17 protein-coding genes are annotated in these 15,610 nt (G+C 37.3%); 9 read left to right on the top strand and 8 right to left on the bottom strand.

Annotated elements, in window-relative coordinates:
• From ACINWC743_RS17460 to ACINWC743_RS17445, 4 genes are all read right to left on the bottom strand, one after another.
• A partial coding sequence (locus ACINWC743_RS17460; protein WP_009586344.1) for a 3-oxoacid CoA-transferase subunit A occupies window positions 1-610 on the bottom strand: 610 nt, incomplete at its 3' end.
• A 133-nt stretch (window positions 611-743) separates the two neighbouring features.
• Complete coding sequence (gene catA, locus ACINWC743_RS17455; RefSeq protein ID WP_005033098.1) at window positions 744-1,664, bottom strand: catechol 1,2-dioxygenase; 921 nt, start codon at window positions 1,662-1,664, stop codon at window positions 744-746.
• A 150-nt stretch (window positions 1,665-1,814) separates the two neighbouring features.
• Window positions 1,815-2,105 (bottom strand): muconolactone Delta-isomerase, encoded by a 291-nt coding sequence (gene catC / locus ACINWC743_RS17450; protein WP_005033095.1) that lies wholly within the window; start codon window positions 2,103-2,105, stop codon window positions 1,815-1,817.
• 14 nt (window positions 2,106-2,119) lie between these two features.
• Window positions 2,120-3,229, bottom strand: a complete 1,110-nt coding sequence (locus ACINWC743_RS17445) for a muconate/chloromuconate family cycloisomerase (protein ID WP_035301364.1) — start codon at window positions 3,227-3,229, stop codon at window positions 2,120-2,122.
• 121 nt (window positions 3,230-3,350) lie between these two features.
• On the opposite strand from ACINWC743_RS17445, the gene catM reads away from it, so the two are divergent.
• Window positions 3,351-4,265: a cis,cis-muconate-binding transcription regulator CatM gene (gene catM / locus ACINWC743_RS17440; protein WP_009586366.1), complete on the top strand. Its 915-nt coding sequence runs from the start codon at window positions 3,351-3,353 to the stop codon at window positions 4,263-4,265.
• A gap of 140 nt (window positions 4,266-4,405) precedes the next feature.
• Here catM and ACINWC743_RS17435 read toward each other — a convergent pair whose 3' ends face one another.
• Window positions 4,406-4,594, bottom strand: coding sequence for a hypothetical protein (locus ACINWC743_RS17435; protein ID WP_004829530.1), 189 nt, complete (start codon window positions 4,592-4,594; stop codon window positions 4,406-4,408).
• 179 nt (window positions 4,595-4,773) lie between these two features.
• The gene (locus ACINWC743_RS17430) at window positions 4,774-5,352 is read right to left on the bottom strand and encodes a DJ-1/PfpI family protein (RefSeq protein ID WP_009586334.1); all 579 of its coding nucleotides are present in this window, start codon (window positions 5,350-5,352) and stop codon (window positions 4,774-4,776) included.
• A gap of 253 nt (window positions 5,353-5,605) precedes the next feature.
• Here ACINWC743_RS17430 and ACINWC743_RS17425 point away from each other — a divergent pair, with 253 nt between their 5' ends.
• Complete coding sequence (locus tag ACINWC743_RS17425; RefSeq protein WP_009586349.1) at window positions 5,606-6,079, top strand: hypothetical protein; 474 nt, start codon at window positions 5,606-5,608, stop codon at window positions 6,077-6,079.
• A gap of 139 nt (window positions 6,080-6,218) precedes the next feature.
• On the opposite strand, the gene ACINWC743_RS17420 is transcribed toward ACINWC743_RS17425, so the two are convergent.
• Together ACINWC743_RS17420 and ACINWC743_RS17415 are read right to left on the bottom strand one after the other, a co-directional pair.
• A complete protein-coding gene (locus ACINWC743_RS17420; RefSeq protein WP_009586322.1) occupies window positions 6,219-6,737 on the bottom strand; it encodes a chromate transporter in 519 nt (172 codons plus the stop codon).
• A 6-nt stretch (window positions 6,738-6,743) separates the two neighbouring features.
• Window positions 6,744-7,325, bottom strand: a complete 582-nt coding sequence (locus tag ACINWC743_RS17415; protein ID WP_009586330.1) for a chromate transporter — start codon at window positions 7,323-7,325, stop codon at window positions 6,744-6,746.
• A gap of 177 nt (window positions 7,326-7,502) precedes the next feature.
• Here ACINWC743_RS17415 and ACINWC743_RS17410 point away from each other — a divergent pair, with 177 nt between their 5' ends.
• The 7 genes from ACINWC743_RS17410 to ACINWC743_RS17375 all read left to right on the top strand — a co-directional run bounded on the left by ACINWC743_RS17410 (window position 7,503) and on the right by ACINWC743_RS17375 (window position 15,274).
• A complete protein-coding gene (locus ACINWC743_RS17410; RefSeq protein WP_009586336.1) occupies window positions 7,503-8,387 on the top strand; it encodes a LysR family transcriptional regulator in 885 nt (294 codons plus the stop codon).
• A 215-nt stretch (window positions 8,388-8,602) separates the two neighbouring features.
• Complete coding sequence (locus ACINWC743_RS17405) at window positions 8,603-10,675, top strand: M13 family metallopeptidase (protein ID WP_005033073.1); 2,073 nt, start codon at window positions 8,603-8,605, stop codon at window positions 10,673-10,675.
• A 264-nt stretch (window positions 10,676-10,939) separates the two neighbouring features.
• Window positions 10,940-11,956 (top strand): hypothetical protein, encoded by a 1,017-nt coding sequence (locus tag ACINWC743_RS17400; protein WP_009586340.1) that lies wholly within the window; start codon window positions 10,940-10,942, stop codon window positions 11,954-11,956.
• A gap of 649 nt (window positions 11,957-12,605) precedes the next feature.
• A complete protein-coding gene (locus ACINWC743_RS17390) occupies window positions 12,606-13,127 on the top strand; it encodes a hypothetical protein (protein WP_035301361.1) in 522 nt (173 codons plus the stop codon).
• A gap of 251 nt (window positions 13,128-13,378) precedes the next feature.
• Window positions 13,379-13,873, top strand: coding sequence for a DinB family protein (locus ACINWC743_RS17385; protein WP_009586342.1), 495 nt, complete (start codon window positions 13,379-13,381; stop codon window positions 13,871-13,873).
• A gap of 54 nt (window positions 13,874-13,927) precedes the next feature.
• Window positions 13,928-14,764, top strand: coding sequence for a hypothetical protein (locus ACINWC743_RS17380; RefSeq protein WP_009586359.1), 837 nt, complete (start codon window positions 13,928-13,930; stop codon window positions 14,762-14,764).
• Between the two features lie 258 nt (window positions 14,765-15,022).
• Entirely contained in the window at window positions 15,023-15,274 is a 252-nt protein-coding gene (locus ACINWC743_RS17375; protein ID WP_009586309.1) for a DUF6364 family protein, read from the top strand.
• Window positions 15,275-15,610: the final 336 nt, after the last annotated feature.

Raw genomic sequence — 15,610 nt, 5'->3', positions numbered from 1 at the left:
CAGGATCAAGTTGACCGAGTTCTGCGATTTCAGAAACCTGTGCAATGGTGACATCCGCCGCCATCGCCATAATCGGTCCAAAGTTTCGTGCAGATTTACGATAGACCAGATTGCCCCAACGATCGCCTTGATGGGCTTTGATCAAAGCAAAATCAGCTTTGATTGGATACTCAAGCACATAGTCTTTTCCGTCGATATGGCGGGTTTCTTTTCCTTCGGCAAGCAATGTACCAAAACCTGTTGGTGTGAATACTGCCCCTAAACCCATTCCCGCTGCTTGAATGCGGCATGCCAAGTTTCCTTGAGGAACAAGTTCTAATTCAATCTTGCCTGCATGATAGAGTTCATCAAATACCCATGAATCAGACTGGCGCGGGAATGAACAGATGATCTTACGTACAGCCCCTGATTTGAGGAGTTTTGCCAAACCATAATCGCCATTGCCTGCATTGTTGTTGACAATGACCAAGTCTTTGACGCCAAGCTCAATCAATCCATCAATTAGTTCTGCGGGTTGTCCTGCCGTTCCAAAGCCGCCAATCATAATGGTTGAACCATCCTTGATTTTTGATAGGACTTCCACCATGGATAAAGAACTTTTATCAATCATAAGACTTAACCTTTGTCTATGTTTCCAAATTGCTATGCATAAATGAGTCAGAACATATTTATGCATAGCGATCTAAAACAGGTCATGAGATAAACGCTGTTATCTCACGACCTAACGCATAAAAAATTTCTAATTAAGCACTTGCACGGCGACGATCTACTTCAGTCGTTGGTGCATCTACTTTTTCTTTTACTAATTCAACATTGAAAGTAATGTGTTTGAATGGTTTGTTAACACCACGACGAGCAAGTTCAGCTTCATCAGTGACATCTTCAGCAGTAGCAACTAAACCTTCACGTGTAGCAAATGCAAAGTCATCCCATAGGTACTTGTCACCTTCAATATTAAATTGAGTGGTGAGTTTGCGATAACCTGGTGCAGAGACAAAATAGTGAACATGCGATGGGCGATTTCCATGACGTCCCAGCAAATTGAGTAGCGCTTGTGTCGTACCTTCGGGTGGACAGCCATAACCCACGGGCATGGTGGTTTGCGCGACATACTGACCATTGGCATCAGTTAAAATACTACGACGTAAATTAAAATCAGATTGAGATTTATCAAAGAAAGAATAATTGCCTAGACTATTGGCATGCCAAACTTCAACTTTGGCACCTTCAATAATGTTGCCATCTGCATCTGTGACTTTCCCCTCGATAAACAGGGTATCAACATGATCTGATTCAGAACCATCATCCATACGGGCAAAGCCCACGGATTCAGGTGCACCTGCAACATATAATGGACCTTCGATCGTGCGTGGTGTTCCGCCTGTAATACCAGCTTTCGCATCTGCTTCATCAGCACGTAAATCTAAATAGTGTTCTAAGCCTAATCCTGCTGCCAACAGACCAAGCTCGTTGGCTTGACCAGCATCGGTAAAGTATTCTAAACCTTTCCAAAGTTCAGTTTGAGATATATCCAAGTCTTCAATAGCTTGGAATAAATCTCCGAGTAAACGAACGACAATTTGCTGAACACGTGGATTCACTTCACCTGTTGCAGTGTCTACATTCATTTGTTGAACTAATTTATCTATTTCTTGGCGGTTCATACTGATTCTCCTGAAGTATGAAAGGTGTTACGTGGCTTGCTTTGCTTACTCATGGTTGATTGATGAAATATTTAAACCAACAGCTTTGCTTGCTCCATTGCTCACCACAGTCCTTGTTAATTACGGTGATAAAAAAATGATCAATACAGTTTAACTGTCATCTTCACGCACAGATGATGGATGACGATTTAAAGCCATCACTTCAATATTCATGTAAGGGTACAGTGGAAGACCTTGTAAAATGCTATGCAGTTCTTCGTTGCTCTCAACATCAAAAATACTGATGTTTGAATACTGTCCTGTAATGCGCCAAATATGACGCCACTTGCCTTGTCGTTGTAAATCTTGTGAATATGCCTTTTCAACAGCTTTAATTTCATTGGCTTTTTCAGCAGGCATATCCAGTGGGATATTTACATCCATTCTGACTTGGTAAAGCATGGGAACTCCTTGAATTATTTACGACGTAGCTTGTCAATTTTGTCTTCATCCAGTTCAATACCTAACCCAGAAGCTGTCGGAATTTTCAGCTCAAAATTTTCATATTGAAGTGGTTTTTTTAAAATTTGTTCTGTGAGCAGCAATGGACCAAATAGTTCAGTGCCATAAGCCAAGTTACTGAATGTTGAAAAAACATGGGCTGAGGCGATCGTACCTACAGGTCCTTCCAGCATGGTGCCGCCATAGAGATCGATTCCCGCTAGATTGGCTAACTTTCCAACTTCACATGCTTCAATTAAGCCACCTGATTGAGCGACTTTTACTGCAAAAACGGATGCTGCATTGCATTTCGCCAGTTCATAAGCACTTTGTGGTCCCATCAAGGACTCATCTGCCATAATCGCAATATCAAACTTTCGCGTTAAGCGTTGCATAGCATCAATATTTTGAATTGCACAAGGTTGTTCGATCAAATCAACCCCGCCATCTTGAAGCATTTTGATGCCTTTAATTGCGGTTAATTCAGACCATGCTCGGTTGACATCGACTCGAATTGAAATCTCACTGCCCAATGCTTGTTTAATGGCCAACACATGTTCAATATCTTGCTCTAAAGGTCGCGACCCAATTTTTAATTTGAAAATGTTATGACGTTTTGCGGTAATCATTTTCTTGGCTTCAGCAATATCTTTTTCGGTATCGCCAGAAGCCAATACCCACAATACTGAAATACTGTCGCGTAAACGCCCACCTAATAATTCACTGACAGGAATTCCCAAACGTTGAGATTGAATATCCAATAAAGCAGTTTGAATGGCACATTTTGCAAAACGGTTACCATTGATATTACGCTGAATCACTTGCATGGTTTGTGCAATATTCAATCCAGACAAAGTCTTGAGTAAAGGTGCAAAATAAGTGTCAATATTGGTTTGAACACTTTCAGGACTTTCTTCACCATAACCTAAACCACCTATTGTGGTTGCTTCACCCCAGCCAACAAAACCATCTTCAGTCGTGATTTTAATCAGCACCAAAGTTTGTGTTTGCATCGTCGCAACCGCCATCTTATGAGGGCGTATTGTCGGGATCTCGACTAACAGTGTTTCTATGGACTTATACATACTGCGAATTTCTTAAGTATTAATCTATTTATATACCCTAAATTAATGTAATATCTTTAACTAGGCTGGATTTGGTATTTTTAGATACTTAAAAAGTATATTTTGGTGCGAGATAGATAAAATGGAATTAAGACATCTTCGTTACTTTGTGACTGTGGTTGAAGAGCAAAGTATTACCAAAGCGGCTGAAAAATTATGTATTGCGCAACCGCCCCTGAGCCGACAGATTCAAAATCTTGAACAAGAACTGGGCATCCTATTATTTGAACGTGGTTCGAGACCTGTAAGAACAACGGAAGCAGGGCAGTTTTTTTATCAACATGCAGTACAAATTTTAACCCATACTGCTCAAGCGGCATCTATGGCAAAACGGATTAGTGCAGTCAATAAAATTGTACGTATCGGTTATGTCAGTTCACTTTTATATGCGCTGTTACCCCAAATCATTTACTTGTTTCGTCAACGTCATCCTGATATTGAAGTGGAATTAATTGAATGTGGGACCAAAGACCAAATTGAAGCATTAAAGCAAGGTAAAATTGACTTAGGTTTTGGTCGTTTAAGAATTAGTGATCCTGCGATTAAACGCATTGTACTCCGTGAAGAAAAGCTGAAATTGGCTGTACATAAAAATGATCATCTCGCTGAATATATCGACCAAGGTGTTTATTTATCACAAATTACTCATGAAACGATTTTCTCTTATCCCGCAACTCAAAAACCCAATTTCTCTACCTTAATTCAGTCGATTTTTACTGAACTGGGATTGGTACCCAAAAATATGGTTGAAGTGCGTGAAATTCATATGGCTTTAGGCTTGGTCGCATCAGGCGAGGGGATTTGTTTGATTCCTGAAAGTGCCAGTGATATTGGGATGAAGAATTTAGTTTATGTGCCTATTTTAGATTTGGAAGCCTATAGTCCAATTTCGCTATCAGTTCGAAATATGGATCAAAGTAGTTATGTGCCGAACATACTTGCATGTGTGAGAGAGGTTTTTGAGCAAGAAAACATTAGCTTAAAAATGAATCTGTAAATGGTCTCAATCTATGCAACTACTGCATGGAAACGTTCTTATATTCTGGATTTGGAATACATGTGCTTAGAACGCTTCCATTTAACACTTCAAGTTTGAATGAAATAGTGCAATTCATTTTTAAACCATTGATCAATGCTTTAAATTTTTTTCCATTGCAGATTTTCTTCATCAAAATTGATTAAAAAAGATGTTCCCGATTCATCACCAACCAGATAAGAAGATGGATTGACCATGAGGACTTTTAATAAGGTTCCTGCTTCAATGGTGATCGGGCGTAAATTTTCTTTCGTTAATGTAACGGGTTGAAGTAATTCAATGATTTCCATTTTTTAAATTAACCTGTTGTTTGACTAAAAATTCATTCATTCATCATGACATAAATGAAGACCTGAGGCTGAAATTTAAATTAAAAAGGTTCAATTTAATGTATTTATATGTAATCTAAAGAATATTGATCAAGATTAAGCTAGATTTTGATGTGTATGCAAAATCTAGCTTTTCATGTTTACAAAGTGATGTTAGCACCAAGAACTTTAACAAATTGGGCTAACCAAGCAGGATGTGCAGGCCATGCAGGCGCAGTCACCAAATGACCATCAGTCACGGCTTCAGTAACAGCTATATCTGCATATTGACCACCTGCCAGTTTAACTTCAGCGGCACAAGCAGGGTAGGCAGAACATAGACGACCTTTTAATACATCAGCAGCAGCCAGTAGTTGTGCGCCATGACAGACTGCGGCAATCGGTTTCTTTACAGTATCGAATTCACGCACAATTTCAACAACACGTGCATTCATTCGCAAATACTCAGGCGCACGACCACCAGGAATTACCAAGCCGATATAATTTTGCACATCAACTTGGTCAAAATCATAGTTAATTGCAAAGTTATGACCACGTTTTTCACTATAGGTTTGTTCACCTTCAAAATCATGGATTGCCGTGGCTATACTGTCACCATTTTTCTTATCTGGGCAGACCGCATGGACTGTATAACCTAAGCCTGTAAGGAATTGGAAAGGAACCATGGTTTCATAATCTTCAGCATAATCACCGACTAACATCAAAATTTTTTTAGACATTTTTTCACCTGCTGTTCAAAAAATAGTTATCCTTTCAGGTAAAATAACATGCTCAGATTGCAGTTTTAAGTTGAATTTATACGGCTTTAGTCTTAATTTTATTCAGAACGTTGTAATCAATAGATATGTAAATTTCTTATTCTAAAGCAAGACTTTTCAGCTTGAGAAAATAACGCTTGAAGCTCAATCCACAACAGGAAGAAGTCGCCGACTTATTTTAAAAGTGATGAATACAGGATTAAAAAGGAAAAATATGAAAAAGTATCTTTTGGGTATTGGTTTAGTGCTTGCAGCAACAGTAAATCATGCTGCGACGCAACAAACAGTGTATCGGGGAATGGGGGAGGCATCTTCACAATTTCCAAGCTTTAAGAAAATGTTCAAAGATGGACTAATCAATAAAAAGGCAGAAGTTTCTAGATATGATTACAATGATGTCTATCGACTTAAGAAACCCCTAAATTTTATGGGACAAAGCGTCGTTTTGGTTTCAGATGAGTATATGTCTCAATACGCTGGGTGTTGTGTAAGTGAGGGTTGGGGAGCACTTGTCGCAAAAAATACAGATTTAAAACAATTAACTCAATTTGCAAAAGCCAATCAATGTTCATTGACTGAAATGGATCGAAGCAGTACAGACTACTATTATTACAAGCTGAAACAACTGCCAAAAGCACAATATTATGAACTTTCTTGTCGTGAACGAGATCTAGAAAACCAGCAGTAATTTGCATTCAATTCATTCGCCAAATCCTCTTTAAAGGGGATTTGGGTTTTATTCGCGATGTGTTTTATAAACGTTGCATTTTAAAGAAGTCGAGATTTCCAAGTTAAATTGAAGACAGTTAAACCTAATAATAACGTGACTACAGAATCAGTACACCTGTTCCTGCACCAATCAACATTAACCAAACTGGATGAACATTTTTAAACACACTAAGTACTATAGTCAGGACAACGATTGCAATCAGTAAAATATTTTGTGCAGATGCCTGAGCAATAATCCATGCACTGACAAGCACTAAACCTACAGTAGTGGGCTTTAATGCTTTTTCAAATCTCGCACGTAATGGATGGCTTTTAAAATTATTCCAAAATTTCAGTGCATAGACAGTGATAATTGAAGAAGGTCCGAATTTGGCAAAAGATGTAACAAGCAATCCCATCGGTCCTGCAACATGCCAGCCGACTAAAGGCACAATCACCATATTTGGACCAGGCGCAGCCTGTGCCATAGCAAACATAGAACTGAATTGTTCAGCGGTCATCCATTGATGAACCACAACAACTTGATGCTGCATTTCTGGCAAAATGGCATTACCACCGCCAAATGCCAGTAAAGACAATTGAGTAAAAACTAAAGTGAGTGCGATAAGGACATACATTTTGTTTTACTCCTGAGTGAATCTACGTTGTTTAAAGGCTAAAACAGCCATATTCACAGTGACTAAAATCAACAACGTCAATGCCAAAGGCAGTTTGATCAGCAACATGAAAATAATGGTCAGCAAGATGGTGAAATAAGTCAGTTTACTTTTCATGATTGGTTTCAACATTTTAAAGCCTGTGGCAAACAGTAAACCTGCTGCTGCAGCCGCTAAACCTTGGATCATGTGGCGAACGAGGACAATATCTTGGAAATTGACATACATTTGATACAGTGAAATCACAATCAATGTGGGTGCCAACATCAATCCGAATACCGCACTGAATGCACCTTTAACACCAGCAAAATCATAACCAATCGCGACAGCCATATTGACAATATTGCCGCCGGGTAGAATTTGGCAGACCCCAAGCAAGTCTGTAAATTTTTCAGCGGTTAGCCATTTTTGATCTTCAACAATTAAACGATGAGCCAGTGGTAGTACACCACCGAACCCCATTAAGCCAAGCTTCATAAAGCCTAAAAATAATGCTTTGCAATTCGGTGTTTCAATGGCTTGCTCCATTGGCATTGCTTCACTATTCATTTAGACCTCTTCAATTTGCTGTGCTGAGTGGATTGAATGTGATTATCTGCTTGTTGAGTTATAATTAAAAATGCTATTTTTGCTGTTATTCATACCTAAAAAGTATGGTTGTATTGAATTGTTTTCTACAACATGACGCATTATTCGCTTGATACATTTTTATATGGAGGGAGCCACATGATTGATATTCATAAACTCAATGCTTTTGTTGCTGTGGTTGAGGAAAGTAATATTTCTCGTGCAGCCGTACGTTTGAATATGCAACAACCACCATTAACACGCATAATCAAAAGTCTGGAAGATGAATTAGATACCCAATTATTAAAGCGATTACCTCGTGGAGTCGAGGCAACTGAAGCAGGTAAAGCACTCTATCAAGAAGCAGTCACGATCCTTGCACATGCCCAAGCGATTCCTAAACGTGTGCAGAATATCTCGAAAGGATTGGAAGGGCAGATCAATATCGGTTTCACCAATTCAGTCGGTTTGCATTCATTTTTACCTGCATTGTTACGGAATTTCCGTGAGAATTTTCCTGCTGTATCCATTCATTTAGAAGAAGATGCCAGTAGTTCATTGATTGATTCAATTATTAATGAAAAAAATGACATCGTATTTTTACGTAAACCCGCGCCGATAAACTTGGGGTTAAAAAGCTTACATGTCTTGGATGAGCCATTGATTGTTGCTTTGCCGAGTAATCATCCTTTAGCTTTACAGGGTGATGTGATTCATCTGTTGGATTTAGAACCCTATGACTTTGTACTATATCGTCGTTTGGCGGGGCAGGATTTATTTGACAATATTTTGGCATGTTGTTATCAGGCGGGTTTTAGTCCAAGAATTGTCCAAGAAGCACCTCGCTTAACCTCAAGTTTAAATTTGATCGCTGCAGGGATTGGCTTATCTATTGTTCCAGAAGCGATTCGCAATTTTTGGAATAAGCAGATCGTTTATAAAGCATTACAAGCAGATACCACTTGTATTGCACCGATTTATGCGGTGTATCAACAAGATACTGAAAATGTACGTTTAAAACATATTTTAAATTTACTGGATTAATGACATCATTTTTTGTATTTAAAGCAGGGCGTTTTTAGAACAGATATTCGTAAGTCCTATCTGACAATGACTCTATCGAGCATATGTATCGGTAAGCTAAGCGAAATTAAAAAATTAACGCAATCATTGCATTTTTGCTACACATAAAAGTTGAGCTCGGGATTAGTATTATCTTTTTAAATTCAAGCGTTAAAATTAAAATTGAGGATAGGCTTTTGAAACTCAAATTTGTAAAAAATGTTTTAGTATCAGCAATGATGTTGTCCTCTACAGTTTTATGGGCAGAAACAGTAGCGACAGCAGTTCAAATGACGCCTACCACTGTAAAAGATCAGAAAAAATCGGGGATTGACCATCAATATTTTGATCAAACTGTAAAAGGCAGTGATGATTTTTATCAACATGTGAATGGTGGCTGGATAAAAAATACGGAAATTCCAGCAGATAAATCTCGTTGGGGCACATTTGATATTTTGCATGAAGAATCATTAAAACAATTGCACGATATCGTCGATGAATTGTCTAAACAACAGTTGGTTAATGGAAGTTCTGAACAAAAAGTTGCGACCCTATATGCTAATTTTATGGATGAAAAGCGTATAGAAACATTAGGTATTCAACCGATTCAAGCTGAAATCGAAAATGTTGATGCCCTTAAAAATAAAAAAGATATTGCCCAATTAGCCGCACATTTTTCAAGAATCGGTGTCACCAGCCCGTTTGATGTTGGTGTTGATCAAGACATGAAAAACTCTACACAAATGATTGCAATGATGGGACAAAGTGGTTTAGGTTTGCCTGATCGTGATTATTACTTAAAAAATGATGCAAAATTTAAAAAGGTACGTTCACAATATTTAAGCTATATCGAGAAAACGCTAAAATTGGCGGGTGATACTCAAGCTGCACAACATGCTCAAGCCATTTTAAAATTAGAAACGCAGATCGCGAAAATACAGTGGAGTAATGTCCAAAATCGTGATGTAACCAAACTCTACAATATTTATAAGGTTGAAGACTTAGCCAAACTTAGTCCAAAAATTGATTGGAAAACCTATTTAGAAAAACAAGAATTGGCAGATAAAATTAAAACCATACAAGTGATTCAACCGAGTTATTTTAAAGGTTTGAGCCCAATTGTTGACAATACATCGTTGGATGCTTGGAAAGCTTATTTCAAGTTCCATTTGGTGAGTGATTTTTCACCTTTACTCAGTAAAGCTTTTGTAGATAACAGTTTTGATTTCTATAGCAATCAACTCCGAGAAATCAAAGAACAAAAACCGCGTTGGAAGCGTGGTGTGCAATTGGTCGAAGGTACTTTGGGTGAAAGTCTCGGACAGATCTATGTGAAAAAATATTTTTCTGCTGAGAAAAAGCAACGCATGGAATTACTGGTTCAAAACCTGATGAAAGCCTATTCACAAAGTATTGAACAATTGGATTGGATGAGTCCAGCAACCAAAGTCCAAGCACAGAAAAAGCTGGCAAGTTTTGCGGTGAAAATCGGGTATCCAAACAAATGGCGTGATTACTCAGCCTTGGACATAAAAAATGATGATTTGATTGGTAATGTGATTCGTTCACGTGAGTTTGAACATCAATATGCGTTGAATAAATTGGGCAAACCGGTTGATCGTGATGAATGGGGAATGACACCACAAACGATAAATGCGTATTACAATGCTTCTTTAAATGAAATTGTTTTCCCTGCAGCTATTTTGCAACCTCCATTTTTTGATATGAATGCTGATGATGCAGTCAACTACGGTGCGATTGGTGCAATTATTGGTCATGAAATCAGTCACGGTTTCGATGACCAAGGCAGTCAATTTGATGAGTTGGGCAATATGAAGAATTGGTGGACTGCCGAAGATCATCGAAAATTTAAAGAAAAAACCAATGCACTGGTGGCTCAATACAATGCCTATGAACCGATCAAAGGCTACCATGTTAATGGTGAATTAACTTTGGGTGAAAACATAGCCGATAATTCTGGCTTGGCGATCGCCTATAAAGCCTATCAATTGTCCTTAAATGGTCAGCCTGCACCAGTATTAGACAATTTAACCGGTGAACAGCGTTTCTATATCGGTTGGGCTCAAGCATGGCGTTCAAAAATCACTGATGCGATGCAAGTGGAATTCCTAAAAAGAGATCCACATTCGCCAGATAAAGTGCGTGGCAATGCAACTTTGCTGAATCAAGCACCATTTTATGATGCATTCCATCTTAAACAGGGAGATAAAATGTATTTGCCTGCAAATAAACGTGTCACTATTTGGTAATACCAAAAAAAACCTGCCAAGCTTGTTGATGGTTTGGTAGGTTTTTCATTCTCATCTCTATTACTGGCTCATTATTACCTTTTGAAAATCGCTGTTTAGGTTGAGCTTTTCTGACTTTAAATTAATTGATTATCCCTAATTCATTTTTTTGTGATTTTTTTATCATTTTATTCGGATAAATAGTGAATAAATTCAATAGAATAAGTTTGTTATTTTGGATTGATTACGCTATTTTGTTAAAAAAATACAATTGAGAAATGTTAGGTGAATTTAAAAGCATTCTTGTGGTTTGCTGGGGCTGGTTGTTTACTACAGGCTTGTACAAGCATTAATACTTCAACATCTGATACATTTAAACAATATGCGTCTCCGCAAGAAATGATTGATAAGAAAAATATCAATGATAATCAACGGTCATCTAAAGAATATGTTTATGATTGGGGACCTAAACAAGGTCATCAAACGGTGCAGTCATTGACACCGAAAACTTATTTAAACAGTTATTGTGTTGCTAAAGGTGGGCGTTTTAGCCAAGTTCAAACCAGTACGATGAATCTGGTCAAAGATGTATGGACAAAGAAATTATTGAATACCTATAGCAGTGTAAAACAAGGAGTTGGTGCATATCACTGTGTCGAAACGAATGGTCAACAATGGTATGTTTCAATTGAACCGTTATCTGAACGAAAGCTAGAGCAGAGTGAAACCCGTGCTGTTATCTTGCAAACCAAAATTATATCTCTGGATGAATTAAAAAAACTGTATAACACTAAATCCAATGTCACAAATGCCCAGCAAGAAAAGAAAGCAAAAAATCATCCTGCTAAAAGTACTGAAATAAAAGCCAATAATTCAAAAAATACACCTGTAAATATTGCCGTGAAAACTGCTCCTATAAAACCGATCGAGGAAAAGAAACCAGTTACGCAGATTGTGGAGGAAGTGAAAGAAAAACCGCAAACTGAAAAAGTAGTGACCACACCACAAGCACAGCAAATGCAATTATATAGCGCTGCACGTAAAGATTTAGGACGTGGACAAAATCAGATTAATGCCTGTAATAATGCTGAACGCGCCTATAATTATGGGCGTTTACATGGAGCAAGTGGAATCAATGTCTATGCAGAATCAGGTGTTTTGGTGGCAAGATGTTTAACCAATGTACCGAGTTATAATCAACGGTTCTCTAATCCGCAAGATCGAGCTAAACGGATTTTGCAGAATTTATCCACCAACCAAAATCATGCTGTTGCGAAACATATGTTAAAACAAATGAAGTGATAATGACTTGGTCGTAGTAGCTCAGTGGCATTGATTCAAACCTCAATTAGTCTAAGATTCTTGCAAGCAAATGAAATATTGCTTTGATGAGATTGAAAATTGAGCGAATGATCAGTTGAAAAATAACCTCAACAATAAATTCTTTTATAAAACTCCCCAGTTTTTTTAAGATGCGAAAGACCCATTTAAACATTGCACTGATTTTTTTAAAGATATAATCAAATATCCTTATAAAAGGTTTATGTTTATGCAATAGCCAGCACTGTTGGAGTTTGCTTATGCTGATTCTTGGAGGATGCTTACAAAAAATCAGCATGTACAGCCAAATCGAGAAAATAATACCTATACCTGAGAGTGTGATGTACAACATTGACATAAAGTTTTGTTTTTAATTTTCACATGATGTTTGCAGTGTATTCTAATCACATTCATGTAAATTTTTTTAGATAATGATCAATTTCTAAAAAAAGACATTGAAAAGCATGTATCGAAAAAATATTCAGCAACAAACGAACAGAAGAACCAGTAGACTGGGAAAAACTTTAGTGTCTTGCTTGAAAATGAGAACTCGGTCAAGTTACAGAGTCACAAAAGTGCTGATTCATCATTTATGTTAAAACTGGATCAGTCTTCAATTGGAAATTTTCCCATGTCACGCCCAGCTCTTTCCCTTATTTCAAATCAGTTCTCAAAACTTGGACGCACTGTGTTGATCGCTAGTGCATTGATGGGAACTACACAATTTGCTGTTGCAGGGCCTACAGTCGACCAACTGAGCGATTGTTTAGTCAAAGCGACAACTGCGACAGATAAGACCACTGTATTGCAATGGACTTTTGCCGCCTTATCAGCTCATCCTGACTTAAAAGCATTAAGTAATGTCAGTGATGCTCAAAGAACCCAACTTGATCAGAAATTCGCTCAGGTTTTACAACGTGTTATTGTTGAACAGTGTTCTGCACAAGCCAAAGCTGTTATTCAAACTGAAGGCTTACAAGCTGTTGGTGATAGTTTTCAAGAATTAGGGCGTAGTACAGGAGAAGATATTGTTAAAAACCCTGAGGTGAAGAAACAGTTACAGGGTGTACTACGCTATGTCGACTTAAACAAACTGGTCATGACATTTTTAACTCCAGATATTTGGAATAAATTGGGTACGATTCGTCAATAAACCATCTTTCTAAGCATCTTTAGCAAAGTGCGTTTTGTTCACTATATGAATTAAAAATTGTAATGCTATCCCCTGACTCTTTCTTATTTATGATTAAGGAGGGTAGAGGGGTATCCACAAAAAAAATTAAACTTAAACTGATTTTATGCCCATAAATGATAGTTGCTTGCACCTTATTGAAAGATTAGTTTTTTAAACTATTTACATGCTATCTTGATGATTGAATTGTAAGAATGCGCTAGGTCAATGGAATGGATTTTGTAAAACTGTTTCTTTATAAACAATGGTCAGATCAACGCTTATTCAAAGCCATTGCACAGATCGATCAAGAAAAATATTTAGATGATTATCAATTTGCCAAGCAGCAATTCAATCATATGATCATTGTCGAAGAGTTATTTCGAGCCCGACTAGAACATAAAAAAGCGTTACATACACAGACCAATACTGAAGTTTTACCTACATTTGATGAGTTACAACAACGGATTGAACATTCTCATGCGTGGTGGATTGAATTTGTAGAAAATATTCAATCAGATCAACTTGCTGAAATTGTGCATTTTCAATTTATCGATAAAAAAACAGGCTCTCTTTCAATAGAAGAAATTCTTTTTCATATCATCAATCATGGCACATACCATCGGGGGAATATTGCCCATGCTTTGCATCATGCTCAAGTGATTCATCCAGCGGATACATATACAGTTTTTATTCATCAACGTGAACCTGAGCGTAGAGCAGGCTAAAGCGTTTCATTTTCCAAATATTAAATTAAAATTTTTAACAATAGACCCAGACCTATGGATAAGAAAGCAGTCAAGATTTTACTTAAAGCCATGAAGCACTCACAGGATGAATGCTTAGAAAATTGGTTTTATTGGGACAGGTATATGAAATTTATTACGGATGATGAATTTGAATACGCAAAAAGTCATTCAGTCATGTTTGAACCAGAGAAAATAAGCCATAATGAGATTTGCACAAGAATCAAAAATGCAGTTGATCATATTGAAAAGCACGATGTCGTAAATGCATTTATCTATAGCCTCAGTACTAGACAATTAGAATATCGTTCCTTTTTATCAAGTTATTGTATTGGCAAAAGTTTGATCGAACATGATTTTGTAGCGAGCCCAGAGCCGAATTCAACAATCTGTGCTGTGTGCGGTCTACATCGATTTGAATTTGAAGATCTGATTGAATTTAATACGATGAATTATTTCAAATACAAACATGGAAGCTGTACAGTGAATTTGATTTCAGTTCTATTCGATTTAGAGCAGTTTCCTAGACTTCCTGTTGTTAAACCAAGTGAGGTAGATTTCAGTATTCTCAACCAACTCAAATCAATTATTGAGCATGCACAACCCAATGACAGAATAGCGCAATTGAAGAAGAGTATTGCTCAAGCTGTTAAATCAAATGATGAAGAGCGTTTGGGGCTTTTAGAAATTTTTGGTGTGATTGGAATTTTGCATGATGATGAACATTTTGGCTATGTAGACCAATATGTGACTTATCCTGAAAGGGTACATCGCCCTATTAGAAATGATGATGTGAATTACCCTACAAGATGGTGGCAAGGAAAGTTTGGCGTTGATCAAGAGAAATGGGATTATTGGTTTAAGAGTAAATAATCAGCAGTAGATATAAGGCATGGCAGTGAAAGCTTTATAAGATTAAACAATAGATTTATCGCATTGATTTTATTGATCTAGAAATTACATTTAATGAATGAGCTTTTCAACGCATTGACTACAAGAGATTTTTGCTTTCTGAAATAAAAAATAAGTCCTATGATCGTATCAATTGTTTTATAGATTGGTTAAGATTTAATTGTCAAAATTCAACCAATACGTATGATTAATTAAATGATACGCATGAGGTAAAATCTTATGCAAGCGAAATTGACCTTATCTATAAATAAAAAAGTGATTGAACGCGCGAAACTTTATGCTCAGGAACATGAGCAGAGTGTTTCGAGTTTGGTTGAAGCTTATTTAGATCGTATTTCAGCACACATTGAAACTTCCAGTAATATTCAAGCACCTATTACTGGAAGCTTAATCGGTATGTTTGCCGATCAAGACCAAGGGCAGGATTATAAGACACTGCTTTATGAAGCTTGTATGGAAAAACATAAATGAGCGAGCGGATATTTATTGATTCTGATGTGATTTTGGATGTGGCTTTAGCGCGTCAGCCTTTTGTTCAGGCAAGTCAAATTGTTTTAACGCTGTGTGAGAAAGGGTAATTTACAGGGTGCGTTTCTTCGGACAGTATTGCCAATATCTACTATATTTTGCGTAAGTTGGGGGTGATGAAAAAGCTCGTCTTTTTATTCAACAACTTTTAAAATTTTTGGTGATCATCCCTGTTGATCATGTTGGGATTTCTCAAGCGTTAGTGTCTAAGTTTTCTGATTCTAAAGATGCAATTCAATATTTATCTGCGTTGAGTTTTGGTTGCCGCAAAATCGTGAT

Origin of the sequence: Acinetobacter sp. WC-743 (assembly GCF_000335555.1) — a bacterium.
Taxonomy (GTDB): Bacteria; Pseudomonadota; Gammaproteobacteria; order Pseudomonadales; family Moraxellaceae; genus Acinetobacter; species Acinetobacter bereziniae.
This window is presented reverse-complemented; position numbering and strand designations above follow the sequence as displayed.